An 18,914-nucleotide genomic window follows, 5' to 3' on the forward strand; every position below is an offset into this window, starting at 1 on the left:
ATCGGTCTATTTAAAAAGATAATTTATGTAATGGGCTAGTATTAGAAAATGAAATGTCTCTATTTCTATGAAGAGAAACAGGTTGTGTTTTAGTCAGATAGAAGCAAGGAGAGATGCGCATGCTAGAACAGAGAGGTCATGCATTATATGACTCTTCATTGCGAGATTTAAAGTTAGCATTAGATGAGTCTTCAATTGTTGCAATTACAGATCGAAAAGGTCTTATTACATATGTAAATGATAAATTTTGTGAAATCTCTAAATACAAAAGAGAAGAATTAATTGGAAAAGATCACCGTATCTTAAATTCAGGTCATCATCCGAAAACCTTTTTTCAAAACTTATGGAAACGTATTTTGAATGGGAAAGTATGGACAGGTGAGATTCGGAATCGAGCGAAAGATGGTACATATTATTGGGTCAAAACAACAATTGTTCCATTTTTAAATGAAAAAGGAGAGCCATACCAGTTTATCGCAATCCGAAATGATATTAGTAGTAGAAAAGAAGCGGAACAGAGGTTGCGGCTAAGTGAAAGTCGTTATAGGGAACTTGCCTATCATGATGCTTTAACGAGTTTGCCGAACCGTTTGCAATTAATAACGACCGTTAATAAATTGATTGCAGATAAAAAAGAATTTGGTATGATTTACTTTGATTTGGACCGTTTTAAATTAGTAAATGATACGTTAGGTCATATGATAGGGGACTTACTTTTAAGCGAAGTCGCTTCAAGGTTGCATTATGTACTAGGAGAGAAAGATGTTCTGGCTAGGCTAGGTGGCGACGAATTTGTGCTGTTAACAAAAAATCATAGACAAGATGATATGAGTCAGTTAGCGACATCTGTGTTGTCATGTTTTCAGGCACCATTTATGCTGGAAGGCCATGAAGTATACATTTCAGCTAGTCTAGGACTTTGTTCTTATCCACAAGATGGAAAAGACGTGGAAACGTTATTGAAAAACTCCGACTTAGCTATGTATAGTGCAAAAGAACAGGGGAGAAATGCTGCATGTTTCTTTACAGATGAGCTACGCGCGAAAATAAATCGTAGAATGAAAGTTGAGTTTGCTTTGCAAAAGGCAATTCGTGATGAAGAGTTAGATGTAGCATTGCAGCCTATTATTGATTTGAAAACGAAGAGATATTCTGGTATAGAAGCTCTAGTACGTTGTATGACAGAAGACGGACCTATTTCACCAAGCGAATTTATCCCTGTTGCTGAAGAGTCTGGACTTATTATAAAGCTAGGAGACTGGGTATTAGAAAAGTCATGCCGATTGTTTAAAACATTGCCAAATTACCAAGAAGGACTAAAGTTATCTGTGAATTTATCTATACAACAATTAATGCAGAAACGTTTTATTTTGTCTGTACGTAGCATTTTAAAGAGGACTGGTTTTCCTCCGAACCGTTTAATATTGGAAATAACGGAAAGTATTGCAGTTCGCCATTTTGATTATATTATTGCTACATTACAAGAATTAAGAAATATGGGTGTTTTAATTGCTTTGGATGATTTCGGAACTGGCTATTCTTCCTTATATTATTTAAAACAACTACCACTGGATATTGTAAAAATTGATCGTAATTTTATTCGTGAATTTCATTATGATCACGCACAACCAGAACGAACGATTGTAAAATCCGTTATTGAAATTGCTCATAGTTTAAATTTAGCAGTAGTTGCTGAAGGGGTAGAAACAGTAGAGCAAGAGAGTTTGTTACAATCAATGAGCTGTGATTATGTACAGGGATTTTATTATGCGAAACCTTTATCTGTAGGAGAGCTAAAAGAAAAGTTAATTACAGATTTTTAATAAAAAAGAGAAGCCAGCAGCTTCTCTTTATTTAATCCGTTTTTTGTGAGTCTTTCATTAGTACAGGATAAAGAATAAGACCTAATACGAACAATCCAATTCCTAAGAAGAACGTTTTTAAGTCAGCAGTTCCTGTTTTGATAACCCAAATTGAGTATACAAATGCTAATGTAGTGATGATCCCGTCCTTTATTCGAGAACCAGGCATTATATCATACGTTTCTCCTGTAATAACCAGTTTGAATTGGTACAGAGTAGAAACAAGGTATGGAATTAAATAGGCTAATGTTGCTACGACGATAGCGAAACTATACGCTTCTGAAACAGTACCAGAAATCGTTGAAAATAAGAAGATTTGCGTCATTACATTTGTAATCAATAATGATTTTGAAGGACTACCTTTTTTATTTGTTTTCCCGAAAAACTTAGGGAAAAGTCCATTCTTTGCTGCCTGGTAAGGTACTTCTGAACTAACAACAATCCAGCCAACTGTAGATCCAAATAAAGATATAAGAGCGAGTAAAGCCATTATATATGCACCTTTATTTCCAATTGCTAAATTTAATGCGTCTACTAAAGGTTTTTGAGACTCTTTTAAAGCATCTTGCGGAAGAGCTCCCATTGTAAGTAAAGTAATTGACATGTAAATAAGAAGAGCGATAATTAATCCGAAAATCGTAGCTTTTTTTACATCGCGCTGTGATTTTGCACGATTAGAAAGCATAACTGCTGATTCAATACCGATAAATGCCCAGAGTGTTGCAATAGCAGCTGAATTGATTTGTCCACCTAATGAGATTGATTGTCCTGCTTCATTCATAAAGGTTTGACCGTCTCCGAAATTAGAGGCGTTGAAAATGAATAATGTAATTACAATAAACATTGTAAATCCGATAATTTTTGCAATGGTAGTAAGTAGATTCATGTTTCCAGCTCGATCAATATTTTGAGAAAGAATATATTGAATTCCCCAAAGCATAAGGCTACATACGAGGAAAGTTAATCCTTTTCCGAGTTCCAGTGAAAATCCATTTATTGAAAAAAGAATTTGCTTACTTTGTAAAACTGGAAAGAATGTTGATAAATATCCAGCAAAGGAAATAATAACAGATGCTGTTGCAGCCCAGTTAGCAGCCCAATATCCCCATGCCATGCTATATCCTGCAACTTTACCAGCTTTTTTTGAAGGAAACATAGCTTGAGCATAGCTTTGTGGTCCAGCTTTTAATTCTGGTTTCCGAATCGCTAAATTTCCAAATACAAGTGCAATCATAAATACGCCAAGTCCTGTAATACTCCATGCGAGTGTAGAACCCATCGGACCTGATACTTGTGCTAAATTTGCTGGAAGCATAAATACGCCACCGCCAACCATATTCCCGATAACAAATGCTGTTAAAACCCATAATCCCCATTTTTTCGTTTCCATTTTTGTTAACTCCTTTGTAGTAAGTTTTGCTTAAACATCATTTTTTACTAGCTTTTTGACAATAAAAAAAGAGCCATGTAGATAAAAAATACCTACATGGCTCTTTGCCTAACGTAGGTACAACGGGAATAACCCTTGTACCTACGCGTAATTTTTCCGCTAGGTTTCAAGGGTTACGTATGATGATGATGTTTTTGTGCAAATGTAACTACAGTTGTTGTATAAGTAAGCATAGTTCTTTGCTCCCTTTCTCCTCTGATTTTGAAGTTAGTATACTACATGTTTTTTTGAATGAAAAGAAAAATATAAAAATTTTTATAAAAATACGTTTTAAAGATTAAATATTTACCTATATTTTTCTTGTACTGGAAAATAAGTGAGAGATTGGCAGAAGAGTGAAGCATGTTATAATACATATAGAATTAGAAGGTGACAAGGGGCTATTGTAGATGATGAGTAAGTATGAACAAATTTATACAGAAATCAGTAAATCTATTGATAATAAACAATTAAAAGAGGGATGCAAAATCCCATCAGAAACAGAATTAATGAAGCAGTATGGGGCAAGCCGAGGAACGGTAAGAAAAGCGGTAGATTTACTGCAAGAGCGTGGATATGTGCAAAAAATTCATGGAAAAGGTGTTTTTGTTTTAAAGCGAAAGAATATTGAATTTAATTTTGGCGGTATTGTAAGTTTCCAAGAAGAAAATGAACGTTTAGGACGTCATTGTATTACAGAAGTTGTGGAAATGGGCAAAGAAAAAGCCACAAAAGAAATTGCGAAATTATTAAATGTAAAAGAAAAAACAGAGATTGACCATATTAAACGTGTACGAAATATTGATGGAGAAAAAGTAATTTTAGATATAAATCATTTTGTATCTGAGTTTATTCCAGGATTAACGAAAGAAATTGCAACAGCATCGATTTATAAATACATCGAGAAAGAGCTTGGGCTACACATTAGTTATTCGCAGAGGGTAATTGAAGTACAGCCATGTACAGAGGATGACAGAAAGTATTTAGATTTAAATGGAACAGACTATGTTGTCGTTGTGAAAAACTTTACACATTTGTATGATGGAAGTCAGTTTGAATATACAGAATCACGCCACCGTTTAGATATTTTTCACTTTTCGGATGTGGCACGCAGGAAGTAAAGAGGTGGAACAAAATATTGTTTCATCTCTTTTTTTTATAAAAAAAACACAAACTCGTATATACGAGTGTTGACTAACTTATATATACGAGTTAATATGTAATTGTAAACGGTATCAAATAAAGAAAAGAGGGACGGGAATATGGGGAAAGACTATCGTAAAACAGCAGAGGAAGTGTTGCAGTATATTGGTGGGAAAGACAATATTGAACAAGCTGCACATTGTGTGACGAGGCTCCGTATCGCTTTAAAAGATGAAAGTAAAATAGATAATGATAAATTACAGTCTGTTTCATTAGTGAAAGGAGCATTTCATAACGCTGGTATATTTCAAGTTGTAATTGGTCCAGGGGATGTAGATCGTGTTTACGCTGAATTGATAACGCTTGCAGGTATGAAAGAATCGACTGTAGCTGACGTAAAAGACTCTGGAAATCAGAAGTTAAATCCAGCTCAAAAGTTTGTGAAAATATTTTCGGATGTATTTATGCCGATATTACCAGCGATAGTAACAGCTGGTTTACTAATGGGTATTAACAATCTATTAGGGGCAAAGGACTTATTTTTTGATGGGAAAAATTTATTAGATGTTTATCCGAACTTAGGCGGGCTTTGGGATTTAATTAATATGATGGCCAATACAGCATTCGTATTCTTACCAGCACTTGTCGGGTGGTCAGCAACGAAGCGTTTTGGTGGTAGTCCAATACTAGGGATTGTTATGGGATTAATGCTTGTGCACCCGGCCTTATTAAACGCTTGGGACTATGGAAAAGCAGCGACTGGTTTAGAGGGTCAAAAGATTGAGTACTTCAATATTTTAGGACTGTTCCAAATTGAGAAGGTAGGATATCAAGGACAAATTTTACCTGTTTTAGTAGCAGCATTTGTATTAAGTAAAGTGGAAATTTTCTTAAAGAAACATGTACCAAATGCAATTCAATTATTAGTTGTACCAATTACAACAATCGTTGTGACAGGTGTGTTAGCATTAGGAATTATCGGTCCGGTTACACGTCATATTGGAGATTTATTAACAGTAGGATTAGTAGGTGTATATGAAACAGTACCAGTAGTTGGAGCAGTATTATTTGGAGCGTTATATGCACCGCTTGTAATTACAGGTATGCATCATATGTTTATTGCAATTGATTTACAATTGATTGCACAACATGGCGGTACATTTATTTGGCCGATGATCGCTCTTTCTAACATTGCGCAAGGTAGTGCGGCACTTGCGATGTTCTGGATTTCTAAAAATCAAAATGATAAAAGTATGGCATCAACATCAGCCATTTCAGCATACTTCGGTATTACAGAACCAGCGATGTTTGGTGTGAATTTACGAAATAAGTTCCCGTTCTATGCAGCGATTATAGGGTCTGCTGTGGCAGCGATATTCATTACATTAAATGGTGTATTAGCACCTGCTATCGGAATTGGCGGATTACCAGCATTTATTTCTATCATTCCGAAATCGATTCCAATGTTTATTGTCGGAATGATTATTGCAGTTGTAATCCCATTTACTTTAACATGGTTATTTGCAAAAAGAGTCAAACAGAAGTAGGAGGAAGTTAAACATGAAGGATTGGCATAAAAGTGTAGTCTATCAAATTTATCCGAAGAGCTTTAATAGTTATTACAATAGAGAAACCGGTGATATAAAAGGGGTTACAGAGAAACTAGATTATTTAAAAGAACTCGGAGTGGATTATATATGGTTAACACCGATATACCAATCACCACAAAATGATAATGGATATGATGTAAGTGATTACTACAGCATTGATCCATCTTACGGAACGATGGAAGAGTTTGAAGAACTTTTAGAGGAAGCGAAAGTACGTAACATTGAGATTATGCTTGATATTGTTGTAAATCATAGTTCGACTGAACATAAGTGGTTTAAAGAAGCGAAGGAAGATAAAAATAGTCCATATCGTAATTACTATATTTGGCGTGATGAAAAAAATAATTGGCAGTCTAAGTTTGGTGGATCTGCTTGGAAATATGATGAGAAGACGGAGCAATATTATTTACATTTATTTGATGAAACACAAGCTGATTTAAATTGGGAAAATGAAAAAATTCGTGAAGAAGTATATGATATGATGCGTTTTTGGCTGGATAAAGGAGTAACAGGATTCCGATTAGATGTCATTAACTTAATTTCAAAAGACCAATGCTTCTTAAACGATGAAGGTAGTACTGCGACAAGTGATGGACGCAAGTATTATACAGATGGTCCGCGTGTTCATGAATATTTACAAGAGATGAACCGAAATGTTTTTGAAGGAAAAGATGTAATTACAGTTGGAGAAATGTCATCTACGACAATTGATAATTGTATTAAATATTCTAATCCTGAGCGTAATGAATTAAGCATGACGTTTAGTTTCCATCATTTAAAAGTAGATTATCCGAATGGTGATAAGTGGACGAAAGCAGAGTTTGATTTTATTAAATTAAAAGAGATTATGTCTAACTGGCAAATTGAAATGCAAAAAGGCGGAGGATGGAATGCGTTATTTTGGTGTAATCATGACCAGCCTCGCATCGTGTCACGCTTTGGTGATGACGGGAAGTACCGAAACGAATCTGCAAAAATGTTAGCGACAGCCATGCACATGCTGCAAGGAACGCCTTACATTTATCAAGGGGAAGAAATCGGTATGACGAATCCTAAATTTGAGTCCATCGAGCAATATCGTGATGTGGAATCGTTAAATATATACGATATAAAGCTAAAAGAAGGGCTATCAAAAGAAGAGATTATAGGGATTTTAAAGCAAAAATCTCGTGACAACTCGCGCACTCCAATGCAGTGGAATGAAGAGATGAACAGTGGTTTTACAACAAGTACACCTTGGATTTCAGCGGCTGAAAACTTTAAAGAAATAAACGTAGAGAAGGCCTTAGAAGATAAAGAGTCCGTATTTTATCATTATAAAAAGTTAATAGAACTTAGAAAAACATATGATGTAATTACAGAAGGAGAATATGCTATTTTGGATAAAAATGATCCTAAAATTTGGGCATATACTCGTACTACAGGAAGTGAAGTACTACTTGCTATAAATAATTTCTACGGAGAAGAAATAACGTACTCTGTACCAGCGCAAGTTCAATTAGATGGAATGAAACAAGAAATACTACTGTCGAATTATAAAGATGCTAGCAAGAATATTACAAAACTTAGCTTAAGACCATATGAATCAATTGTGTATCGATATACGAAATAAAAAGGTTGTATGCCGCATGGGCATACAACCTTTTATTTTAGGACACCACTGTACAAAATGTTTACCTCTACCTCAGGTTTGAATTTTACTTTTGCATAATCTTTATTCCAATTTTTCTTCTTCCATAAGTCAGGGTGGTAGGCGATAAGGTGTCTGCCGATACCGAAAGCATCACAGTTTGCTTTTTGTAACTTTTTCGTTATCTTTTTAGCTTCTTTCGTAAGTTGTTTAGACAATTCTTTATTTAGTTTTTTTCTTTCATCCATTTTGTAAAGATTATCTCTCGGAGCTTCAAGCGCTATAACTTTTAGTTGGAGCTTAATGTGAGCATAAACATTTCCTTTTTTATCTGTTGTTATTTTTAAGTCGCGTTTTAACTTTCGATTGCTAATTTCCATTGTTAAATAATCAGATGTTTTCTCTGATTCATCGCTAGTAAGCTTTTGGGTTATACGGGCACTTGTTCCCATTTTTCCAGTTAATAATACGAATAAAACAGATTGTTTCAAAGGTAAATGCCCAGTTAATTTATCATTATTAAATAAAGCTAGACCGTTTGTAATCACTTCTTTTCCTTTTATTTTTATAGAAGGGAGGGTAAAGTCTTTACCGGGATCTAACATTTTTGTAGCAGCTGTCTCTAAAGTTTCTTTTGGAAATACACTCATATCTTCTAAGCTTTTCACTTTTTTCTTTAGAAAATCTCCAATTAGTAAATTTCCTACTTTCTTTTTTTCTAGTATCTCGGATGTTTCACCATCTACTGCAATAAGTTTTACTAAAGCAGTTGGGTTTGTTGGGTCCCGAAAGCTGACATCTAAATAAGGTAATATACCTTTTTTTAGAATTTTGGTTCCTAGTAATTGAACACCATATTTAAAATAACGAATATTCCCAGTCACATTTTTTTTTAGGGCATCGCTTGTATCCCTTATGTTATGCCCCGTTGCTGAATGTATTTCATTTTCGAATGAAGATTGCTCTCCGCTTGAACTTTTTACGAGCTCGATTGTTTGCTGGAGTTTATTCTCTTCCGTAATATCAGATCCAATACTATAAGCTAACCTTGCTTCCCTTAATGGTTCTTGATCCCAACAGCCAGAAAGGAGGGAACTAGCACATAATATAGAAAGTAATTTAACTTTTCTTGTGAACATACTGTTCTCCTTTCTTATTTCGTATCACAGAATAAAGTAGAAATAAAAGAGGGAGGACAACAATAAAAATATACGTGAACTTATCAGTGAAAGTTGAGATTACTTTTAATTCTTCAGGTGTATCTATAAATAAGGCTACACTAAAAGCAATAATACCAATGATTGGAACAGCTTTTTTATGATTAGCAAGATTGAATATATGTCCCACTCCGATTGAAGCAGCGCAATAATAACTAGCGATAGAAGCTGCAACTGTTATCATCCATATGGGAATGAATAGTAAATCCGTCCGGTCTATAATCCCAATATGTAAGGAACGTAATAAGTAAGCAACTGGTTCTGGAATAAGCTCAATTTGTTTTGGACTAAATACGATAAAGCAAATCCAAACAGTAAAAGTATAAAAAAGTGTTACAAATCCATTAGCGATAGAAATGGCCTTCAGTTTTGCGACAGAACTGCCATTTACTTTTGGAAAAGCGATAAGAATGATTTCAAAACCATACATGGCTGTAATTGTTTCCTTGGATGCTTGAATTATATTCCACCAGCCGGCTTCTGTAATTGGAAAAATATAAGAGAAATCAGCTCGGGAAAGCCCTAGGGCAATTAAAAGGGCCATTGGAATAATGAGGATAGAGGCCATGACATAAAATCGTACGATGACTTTAAATGTATTATAGGCTATATAGCAGCAAGCTATCGTAAATAGCATGAGAATGGCAGACCAAGGAGTAGCTTGTAATATCCATACTTTAATGACATTACAAGCATTCAACATAACTGTCATACCGATAAGCGTAAAATAAAAAACATAAGCAAAGCCTAATAGTTTTCCAAACTTATTACCAAATAGCATACAAACACTTTCATACATATCTGCATCAGGGAATCGTTTTAAGAAAAGCCACATTAGTAAAATAATAAGCTGAATCGCAAGCCCGGCGATGAGCGCGGAAATCCATCCACCACCTTTTGCTATTGGGTGAAGACGGTTAGGTAGAGAAAGGATACCAACTCCGATTTGGCATTGAATAACGAAAAAGGTAAATTGAACGAGCGAAATTTTACTTTGCGTGTTTGTCACCGTCCTCATCCTCTCTCGTTACATGTTGTCGTTGCATTTTTTTCGGTTTTGGATCATGTGGTCGTTCCCAAAACGACCAAATTGGAAGTCTTACAAAAGAATCTTTCATATCTTTTATCCGCATCGGGGCAACAGGAGAAAGATATGGCGTATGAAATGAATGTAATTGACATAAATGAACGAAAGTTATAATTAGACCGAATGATATTCCGACGTATCCGAATATAGCAGCAAGAATCATTAATGGAAAACGAAGAATTCGAACTGCTGAACTCATATCGTTTGATGGAACGAGAAAAGATGAGATGGCAGTTAAAGCTACAACAATGATCATCGTATAAGAAACAAGTCCAGCTTTTACAATTGCATCACCAATTACTAAACCACCTACAATACCGATTGTTTGTCCAACTCGGCTTGGCAAGCGAATACCAGCTTCCCGTAATAATTCAAAGATTAATTCCATTAAGAGAGCTTCAAAAATAGGAGGAAGTGGTACTTTCTCTAATGAAGCTTTAATTGTATACACAAGTTCAAGCGGCAATACATCAGGATGAAAGGCTACGGTTGCGATATATATAGCTGGTAAGAGAAAAGCAATTAAGAAACTCACTAAGCGAATCATTCGGACGAAAGATCCAACAATCCAGCGGTTATTATAATCATCTGGTGATTGATAGAAAGCGAATAACGTAACAGGAACGATAAGTGCTGTTGGATCTCCGTCAGATAAAATAGCAACTCGGCCTTCCATTAAATTAGCGACAGTTCTATCTGGTCGCTCTGTATTTAATTGTTGTGGAAATGGTGAGAAAGACGTATCCTCTATAAATTCTTGTATATATCCCGGAGACATAAGTGCATCTGTCTTAATCGTTTCTAACCTTCTTTTTACTTCTGTAACTAAATCGTCATTCGCTATGTTTTGCATATAAGCAATTGCCACTTTCGTATGCATTTCTTCACCAAGTGTGAAATATTTAACGACGATATTTGGACTTTTTATGAGCTTACGAATCGAAGCTAAATTAGTTGCTAGATCCTCTACAAAACCAGTATGTGGACCGCGCACAATCCCTTCATTATCAGGCTCTGCTATATCTCGCTTTAAAGATAAAGCTGTTTCGAAAATAAAAAAACTGTCGACGTGTTCATGAAAATATAATGATTTTCCTTGTAATAAAAGCTGCACACCGTAATTTAAATTTGTTTCTTTTTTCATATTTAATGTGGCAAAAGCTTTATCTAAAGCCAAATCCGACCGAGTTAATAAAGGCTCAAGAGCTAATTGGTGAATCAAATTTGGGTCTGCTAAAGATTCGATATATAAGATTGTTCCTTTTCCGTTTTGAAAAGGGACATCTAATTTTTTTATATCATCTGAGTGACATAGCTTATTTTCAATGTAATTAATATTTTCCGGAAGTGATGGAAACATATGCTTTTTGTTATTATCTTGTTGTGAGTGCTTCTGTTCGGTCATACTTTCCATCTCCTTTACATTGAAATTATTTCTGTTAATTTTTGTTTTTTGTGAGAAAATTATGCTTGGATTTTTTAGAAAAGTAGGGAAATGGAAAGAACGTATATATTTGCGATATTAATATATATCTTTTGTACTATAGGAGAGTAAATCTAGCGGGATGCATAATTACATCATTTGATGAATAGGAAATTTAAGAAAAGCGATTTATAATACTAGTATTGTGTCTTGCCTTTTTAGGTACAGTACACAGCCGGTGATTGGCTAGTGGATGTTCTTCCATTTTGCCAGTGCCGGTTTTTTATTGGATAATAGGGAAAATGAAGTTTTTATAAAGAAAGAAGGGGTTGTTTTGAAGGATGTAAATTCTATCTTTATGAGAGAAAAGATTGCTAGTTCTTATCTTTATTTTATTTCTTTTCTTGGTTTGGTTACTATAACTATATCTTTACTTGAAATTAAAATCCCTTCTCATTCAACAATACTAATAATGTTGTTACTATTTATGGGGATTGCAGAGTATTTTCCTGTAAGATTTTGGAGAGGAACTAGCTCGCTTACTTTTCCGATAATCTATGCTATGAGTTGGCAGTTTGGAATCCATATAACTATTACTGCTATTGTACTCGTAACGCTAATTATTCACCTGCATCGTCGTTCACCGATACAAAGAATGTTATTTAATAGTACTCAGCATGCACTTAGTTTGATTTTGGCCGAATGGTTTTCAAACAAATGTATGTCCTTATTACTTAATAAGATAGTTATGTCAGTTCTATATGAAAATTTAATATCTTTGTTATTATTTTGCGTGTTTTTTTGTTTTTTCAACAATCGTTTTTACGATTTGTTGATGATACTTCTTCCACAGCCATATTCAATATATCAGTGGTATAAAAAAACTGTAACGGTATTTCTTTGCGAAACTTTTGGTTTCTCTTATGCGGCCCTGATGCATGTATTAATTAGTATATATAGTGTGGAAATAAACGAGATTACAGTACTGTTTTTCTTTTTTCCACTTGTAGCAGCTTCAGTTATTAGTTCTTTTTCTGTACGGATAAGGATGGAGAAGGAACGATTATATGAGTTATTTCTTATTACGACCGAAATTAGTCGAGGATTAACTGGAGGAAATTTGAAACATATTAAACAAGCACTTAAAGGTTTTTTTGGCATACAAGCATATGTAATATGGACAAAAGATGATGGGAACTGGAGTATTCTATTAAAAGATGGGAAAGTGCGCTCTCATATTTCTGATGATTCAGAAATATTAAGGGCGTTTGAGAAACTTTCTAAAAATCTTGTATTTAATGATTGGAAAATTGGTACGGCTCCTGGAGATGAAATATTTGATAGTGTTATACGCTCACTTGTATATTTTCCTCTTATAGTAAATGATGAATTAGTCGGAATGTTTGTTGCAGGGAAAAGTAGAAATGCGGGTTTCTTTCCAGAAGATGTACAGTCGTTAGCTACATTTTCTAACCAATTAGCTAACGTTGTTAAAACAAGGATATTGATTTCTGAACAGAAAAAAAGAATGATTTTAGAAGAAAGAAATAGAATTGCCCGTGAAATTCACGATGGTATTGCGCAAACATTAGCGGGGGTAATATTCCAACTAGAATCCGCACGGAAAAAATACCATGATAAACCAAAAGATATGCAGCAAGTAGTTGAGAAAAGCATAAAAGATTTAAGAGGAAGTCTAGGAGAAGTTCGCTATTCTATTTATGCTTTAAAACCATATCCGACACAACAATTAGGCCTTAAGCAGGCAATAGCAAGTAAAATAAAATCTTTAAAACGAGAATATGAACTAGACATTACCTATCATGAAAGAGGTCATGCACGTGCGCTTAGTTTTTCAAAAGAAAGAGTTATATTTGATACATTACAAGAGAGTTTGCAAAACATTGTAAAACATGCACAAGCAAAAAAGGCTGATGTTTTACTCAGTTATCAAAGTGAACACGTTCTTTTAAGGGTTAAGGATAATGGAGTTGGATTTTCACTATTTGAGTCTATGGTTAAAACAAAGAATGAGCCACATTATGGTATATTACATATGAATGAACAAGCTGACCAATTAGGGGCTACTTTACAGATTGATAGTTCTATAGGAAAGGGGACAGAAATTACACTGTTAATTCCAGATTCACAAACAAGGGGTGCGTAAAATGATTAAAATATTAGTAGTAGATGATCATGCTTTTTTACGGGATGCAATTCGGAGCATACTAGAAGATGAATCTGATATGAAAGTGGTTGGAGAAGCTAGCTCTGGGGATGAAGTATTGGGAAAAGTAGAAGAATGCGGACCAGATTGTATTTTGATGGATATTAACCTGCCAGGGAAAAATGGGATTGAAGCTACAGAGTTAGTGAAAAAAATTTATCCGAGTTGCCGAGTACTTGTGTTTACAATGTATGAACATGATGAGTATTTAATGGATGCACTTCAGGCCGGTGCTGATGGTTATTTATTGAAGGATTCCTCATCAGAGCAGGTAGTAGCAGCAATTCGAATGTTATATCGAGGTGATTCAGTTATTCATCCGCGTATGACTAAAAAATTAATTACATATCATCAGCAAAAAATGAAAGTAGAATCAAATGAAAATGAACTGACGGAACGTGAAAAGGAAATTCTCTTTGAACTAGTAAAAGGACTTAGTAATAAAGAAATTGCTGAAGTTTTATATATTAGTGATAAAACAGTTAAAATACACATCAATAAAATTTTTAAAAAACTAAATGTGAAAAGTCGATCGCAAGCAGTGATTTATGCAGTTCGAAATCAATTGGTTCCGCTAGATTAAATAAGAAATCTATCAAAGAACTATCGTGTCGATTTATTCTGTATCACAAAGAATAAAGGACAAGATAGTTCTTTTGTACTATGTAGGCATAGAATCCTTAGAGAAAAGATACTCCTTTTGTTTAATTTTCAGAATAATCAAAATGTGAAATAATAAAAATAGAATTACATTTTAATATTGTTAATAATTCATTTTATGAAAATCTTTTGTTGGAAATAAATGATGGGGGGCTCTTATAAAAAGAGTAAAGTGAGTGGTTAGCTATATGAGGTATGGGGATGGTAGTGGCGTTGGAAATCTTTCATGATACAAAAGATTGAGATTGATAGAGTTTCCGATGCTACATGGGAATTTAAGAATCAATTTGTTTCAAAAAATAATATTAATAATGGGGAGATGCAATATGAAACGAGGGAAATTTGGAAAGGTTCTTATTGGAACGTTAACAGTTGGAATGTTATTGTCTCAAGGGATTCCATATAACGTATTAGCGGAAGAGGTAAATACATCTACTTTAACTGGAATTGATGATGCAGATGCTATCTTAAAAGGCCTTACAAAGGAACAACGTAATGCCTTAAAAACGTTAGATACAAAACCAGGTTTTGTTATTTCGCCAGGTATCAATACAGCAAGTCCTAATAATGTAAATGTGATTATAGAATTTAAGCAAGCGCCTAGCAAAATTGAGGTATTAAAACAAGCGGCTAAAGGGAAAAAGATAGCTCTTTCAAATGCGGAACAAAAGGTAGAGGCATCACATAAAGGGTTTAAAGCAGAGCTTGAACAGCTTCAAAAGAATAAAGAGAAAGGGACAAATGTAAAATCTGCAAAGATAACAAGAGAATATAAGAATGCTTTTAATGGTGTAGCGATTTCTTTACCAGCAAATATAATCGAAGACTTAGTTCGTACCGGTATCGTTAAGCGCGTATGGGAAGATCATGAGGTTAAAATTGATTTGCCGAAAGAAACAGCTAAGACTGCTGTTGAACCAAAAATGGCAGATAGTGTACCACAAATTGGTGTAGACAAGCTACATGATGAAAAAATAACAGGAAAAGGAATTAAGGTAGGTGTACTAGACACAGGTATTGATTACAACCACCCGGATTTGAAAGATGCATATAAAGGGTATCGTGCAAAACAAGGTGAAGATCCAACTAAAATAGATCCGAACTCAATAAAAGGATGGGACTTTGTTAATAATGATGCTGATCCAATGGAGACAACGTATAAGGATTGGCAAAATTCTGGAGGATATCCTGAGATTTATGAGGGAAGTGCATATTATACATCCCACGGTACGCATGTAGCTGGGACAATTGCTGCAGACAAACAGAATAGTGTGGATTATGCAGTGAAGGGCGTTGCTCCAGATGTAGACTTATATTCATATCGCGTATTAGGTCCATATGGAAGTGGACAAACAAGCGGTATTCTTGCTGCGATTGATAAAGCAGTGAAAGACGATATGGATGTTATCAATTTATCACTAGGAGCGTCTATTAATGATCCTTTATATCCTACTTCTGTTGCAGTGAACAATGCGATGTTAGCAGGTGTTGTTACAGTAGTAGCAGCTGGTAATAGTGGTCCGGAAGAAGGTACTATAGGATCACCTAGTGCAGCAGCACTTCCAATTACAGTTGGAGCCAGTGACGCTGCAGTGAATATTCCAACGTTTTCCGCCGATGCAGGTGATGTACATGTAGATAAGATGATGCTACTTGGAAAAAGCTTTACTGATAAGATTGAAGATTTGAAAGGACAATCCTTATCGGTTGTATATGCAGGGCTTGGGAAATCAGGTGATTTTACAGGGAAAGATGTAAAAGGGAAGTTAGCTCTTATCCAACGTGGTGAGATTACATTTGATGAAAAAATTAAAAATGCTAAGGAAGCAGGCGCAAAGGCGGTAATTGTATACAACAATGTAGATGGGGAAATTACAAGTTATCTTGGGGAAAGTACTTCATCTATTCCATCGTTCCGCTTAACAAAAGTAGATGGTGAGAAATTGCAAGCAAAAGCTGTACAAGGAGATGTGTCGTTAGCATTTGGAGAACTTAGTAATATAAAAACAGAGGGAGATCACTTGGCTGATTTCAGCTCCCGTGGTCCTGCAACTAAAACAGATGATATTAAGCCAGATATTGTAGCACCAGGTGTGTCTATTTTCTCAACTGTTCCTGAATATATTAATGATCCAAAAGATGGAGAAAATTATCCGGTAGCGTATGGACGTATGTCAGGTACATCTATGGCAACTCCTCATACTGCAGGGGTAGCGGCACTTATTTTACAAGAACATCCAAACTATAGTCCATTTGAAGTAAAAGAAGCACTTATGAATACCGCAGTTGACCTAAAAGAAGAGCGTTCTGTATTTGAGGTGGGCTCTGGACGAATTGATGCATATCGTGCAGTTCATGCAGATACATCTATCGAGGTTATCGATAAAACATCAAACGTTGTAGATGATGAAGAAGTAGAAATTGAAGAAAAAACAGGTTCTATTGCGTTTGGGTATAAAAATCAAATTGAAAATGGGCCTATTAAAGATAGTCGAAAAGTCTTAATTAAGAACAGCAGTAAAACTGATGGAAAAGAGTTTAAATTAGAAGTAGAGTTTTCATCTACAAGTGTAGGTGTGCGAGATGCAGCGAAGAATGGTGTGAAGCTAAATGTACCAGATTCTATTAAAGTAGCTCCTAGTACATCAGAGGAAATTAGCCCTGAAATTATCATTCCAGAAAACGCTGAATTTGGTAGATATGAGGGCTATATTCATATTTCAAATAAAAACAATGAAAAAGAAGTATATCAAGTACCATTTGCAGTTAAATTCACAGAAAAAGGGATTGCGTCTGTAGATTTACTGAGAGATGCAATGGCAACAGATGCATCTAAATTCCATCCGTTTATGGAGAGACCAAGTTCGCCTTTGACATTTAAACTAAATAGTCCTCTTGAAACTATTGATGCAGTTGTGAAGGACCGAAAGACAGGAAAGGCATTAGGAGTCGTTGGTACACTTAATGCAAGTAGTCTAACACCGAATATTGAATATATGATGTTTTCTGGTATGGGAGGGTATGTACTTCCATTCACAGGAGATCCAGCTCATCCAATTGGGGATAAACCTGTTATGTTGCCTGATGGAGATTACGAATTGAACTTCGTTGGATATGATAAAGAAGGAAAATCGTATACAAAAGGCGATAGCATTATCATTGATAATGTTATACCGGAAATGAAATTTAAGGATGTACAACCTGGTATACATGAAGTCAATGATTCTATGTTTAAAGAAGAAGACGGCCAACGTGCATTATGGGTGCATGGTAATATTTATGATTCTACAGTAGATGCATTGAAGGCAAAAGGCTTGCAGTATGATCAAAAAGCGAACCAAATTGTATATTATCAAAACTCAGCCTTTCCATCAGGTTGGCTGAATACAATTCAAGCAAATGGTGATTTTAAATTTGGAGTACTTCCAGAGGAAATAAACGAGCCGTTAAATTTAAAATTATTTGGATATGATCTTGCAACTGCAGGGAATATGGCAACTGGATATAAAGATTACGTCTTTGTAAAGGAAGGGACAGAATACGCTGTTCCAAGTTATGACAAAGATAAAATCAAATTAGGAGAGAAAATTACATTAACTTTGAATCTTAATAATGTAAAACAGCTTATGTCAGGTACATTTGAAATTCCTTATTACAAGCAGCTCTTTAAATTTACAGATGTGAAACCAAATCCAGCACTTACGGAATATGTAAAACAACATGGACTGAACCTTAAATTAGAAGATCCGAAGATAAGTGAAGAAGGAGCTTGGGAAAACAAGGTGAAAGTTGGGGCATCATTAGAAGGAAAAGAATTTAAAGGATTAGATGGAGATACACCATTTTTAGATGTTACATTCGAGATGACGAACGATGAATACTTTAATGATTTAACTGCATTTGGAGTAGAGAAGTTCTCTTATACAAAAGCTGTTGCATCAGAAGGCATTGAGATTCCTGCGTTTAAAGATAAATCTTTTGCTATTGTTTCGAAACATTCAACGATTACAGGGTATATTGGCCCGGAAGCTTTCTTGAATGAAGAGGGGTATTTAGGTAAGAAAGACTATACAAAACTAGGAGCAAAAGTGTACGCAGTTGGCAAGGATGGAAAGAAATATACAGGAACGATTGGTGATAACGGGCAATTTGAAATTCATAGTGTCCCAGTAAGCGATAAAGAATATGATATTTTCGTAGAAATGCCAGGTCATTTAAATAGTAAATTAACAACAAAAATAGGGAAGGTGCAAGACGGTGAATTAGTGGGACAAAACTTTAGAGTTGACATGGATGATAACCTTGCAGGTGATGTAAATGGAGATAAAATGGTAGACATTCAAGATGCTAGAATAGCAGCTTTATCGTATGGAAAAGGAAAAGTATCTGTAAAAGATGGAGATATAAATCAAGATGGTGTTGTAGATGAAACAGATATTCGTTTTATTGAGAAAAACTTCTTGAAAAAGAGTCCAGATGCTAAAGAAAATCAGAAACCGAAAGAAAATGTAGGTCCAGTGACATTAGATAAAATCTTACGCTCTATTGGCTTAGAACCAAAAAAATAAGTGGGCAAACTTCTAGAGTAAATAATGCAATCAGACAATGAATAGTAAATGAAATGAG

At 34.9% G+C, this 18,914-nt stretch carries 11 protein-coding genes; 7 read left to right on the plus strand and 4 right to left on the minus strand.

Annotation, left to right across the window (positions count from 1 at the left end; genetic code table 11):
- The first annotated feature begins 119 nt into the window (after nucleotides 1–119).
- Nucleotides 120–1,823, plus strand: a complete 1,704-nt coding sequence (locus tag QCI81_RS17520; RefSeq protein WP_071732235.1) for a putative bifunctional diguanylate cyclase/phosphodiesterase — start codon at nucleotides 120–122, stop codon at nucleotides 1,821–1,823.
- A 31-nt stretch (nucleotides 1,824–1,854) separates the two neighbouring features.
- Here the strand turns inward: QCI81_RS17520 and QCI81_RS17525 are convergent, their stop codons facing one another.
- Nucleotides 1,855–3,252 carry an amino acid permease gene (locus tag QCI81_RS17525; protein ID WP_353810862.1) on the minus strand — a complete coding sequence of 466 codons (1,398 nt, stop codon included), beginning with the start codon at nucleotides 3,250–3,252 and terminating at the stop codon, nucleotides 1,855–1,857.
- A 449-nt stretch (nucleotides 3,253–3,701) separates the two neighbouring features.
- On the opposite strand from QCI81_RS17525, the gene treR reads away from it, so the two are divergent.
- The 3 genes from treR to treC all read left to right on the plus strand — a co-directional run bounded on the left by treR (nucleotide 3,702) and on the right by treC (nucleotide 7,656).
- On the plus strand, nucleotides 3,702–4,412 hold the full coding sequence (gene treR / locus QCI81_RS17530; protein ID WP_071732234.1) for a trehalose operon repressor: 711 nt from the start codon (nucleotides 3,702–3,704) through the stop codon (nucleotides 4,410–4,412).
- Nucleotides 4,413–4,553: 141 nt separating this feature from the next.
- Complete coding sequence (treP, locus tag QCI81_RS17535; protein WP_000513942.1) at nucleotides 4,554–5,981, plus strand: PTS system trehalose-specific EIIBC component; 1,428 nt, start codon at nucleotides 4,554–4,556, stop codon at nucleotides 5,979–5,981.
- Between the two features lie 13 nt (nucleotides 5,982–5,994).
- Nucleotides 5,995–7,656 carry an alpha,alpha-phosphotrehalase gene (treC, locus tag QCI81_RS17540; RefSeq protein WP_071732233.1) on the plus strand — a complete coding sequence of 554 codons (1,662 nt, stop codon included), beginning with the start codon at nucleotides 5,995–5,997 and terminating at the stop codon, nucleotides 7,654–7,656.
- A 32-nt stretch (nucleotides 7,657–7,688) separates the two neighbouring features.
- Here treC and gerKC read toward each other — a convergent pair whose 3' ends face one another.
- From gerKC to gerKA, 3 genes are read right to left on the minus strand one after another with little or no spacing between them, the layout of a single operon-like run.
- Nucleotides 7,689–8,813, minus strand: coding sequence for a spore germination protein GerKC (gene gerKC / locus QCI81_RS17545; RefSeq protein WP_071732232.1), 1,125 nt, complete (start codon nucleotides 8,811–8,813; stop codon nucleotides 7,689–7,691).
- Nucleotides 8,794–9,900, minus strand: a complete 1,107-nt coding sequence (locus tag QCI81_RS17550) for a GerAB/ArcD/ProY family transporter (protein WP_061456776.1) — start codon at nucleotides 9,898–9,900, stop codon at nucleotides 8,794–8,796. The genes gerKC and QCI81_RS17550 overlap by 20 nt, the downstream gene beginning before the upstream one ends.
- A complete protein-coding gene (gene gerKA, locus QCI81_RS17555; RefSeq protein WP_071732231.1) occupies nucleotides 9,881–11,383 on the minus strand; it encodes a spore germination protein GerKA in 1,503 nt (500 codons plus the stop codon). The genes QCI81_RS17550 and gerKA overlap by 20 nt, the downstream gene beginning before the upstream one ends.
- Before the next feature lie 352 nt (nucleotides 11,384–11,735).
- Here gerKA and QCI81_RS17560 point away from each other — a divergent pair, with 352 nt between their 5' ends.
- The 3 genes from QCI81_RS17560 (at nucleotide 11,736) to QCI81_RS17570 (ending at nucleotide 18,856) form a co-directional block, all read left to right on the plus strand.
- On the plus strand, nucleotides 11,736–13,568 hold the full coding sequence (locus QCI81_RS17560) for a GAF domain-containing sensor histidine kinase (protein ID WP_002182443.1): 1,833 nt from the start codon (nucleotides 11,736–11,738) through the stop codon (nucleotides 13,566–13,568).
- Nucleotide 13,569: 1 nt separating this feature from the next.
- Nucleotides 13,570–14,211, plus strand: a complete 642-nt coding sequence (locus QCI81_RS17565) for a response regulator (RefSeq protein ID WP_000590668.1) — start codon at nucleotides 13,570–13,572, stop codon at nucleotides 14,209–14,211.
- Between the two features lie 403 nt (nucleotides 14,212–14,614).
- Nucleotides 14,615–18,856 carry a S8 family serine peptidase gene (locus tag QCI81_RS17570; protein WP_071732230.1) on the plus strand — a complete coding sequence of 1,414 codons (4,242 nt, stop codon included), beginning with the start codon at nucleotides 14,615–14,617 and terminating at the stop codon, nucleotides 18,854–18,856.
- Nucleotides 18,857–18,914 lie beyond the last annotated feature (58 nt).

The sequence above is a fragment of the Bacillus cereus group sp. MG20 genome (assembly GCF_040459885.1).
Lineage (GTDB): Bacteria > Bacillota > Bacilli > Bacillales > Bacillaceae_G > Bacillus_A > Bacillus_A cereus.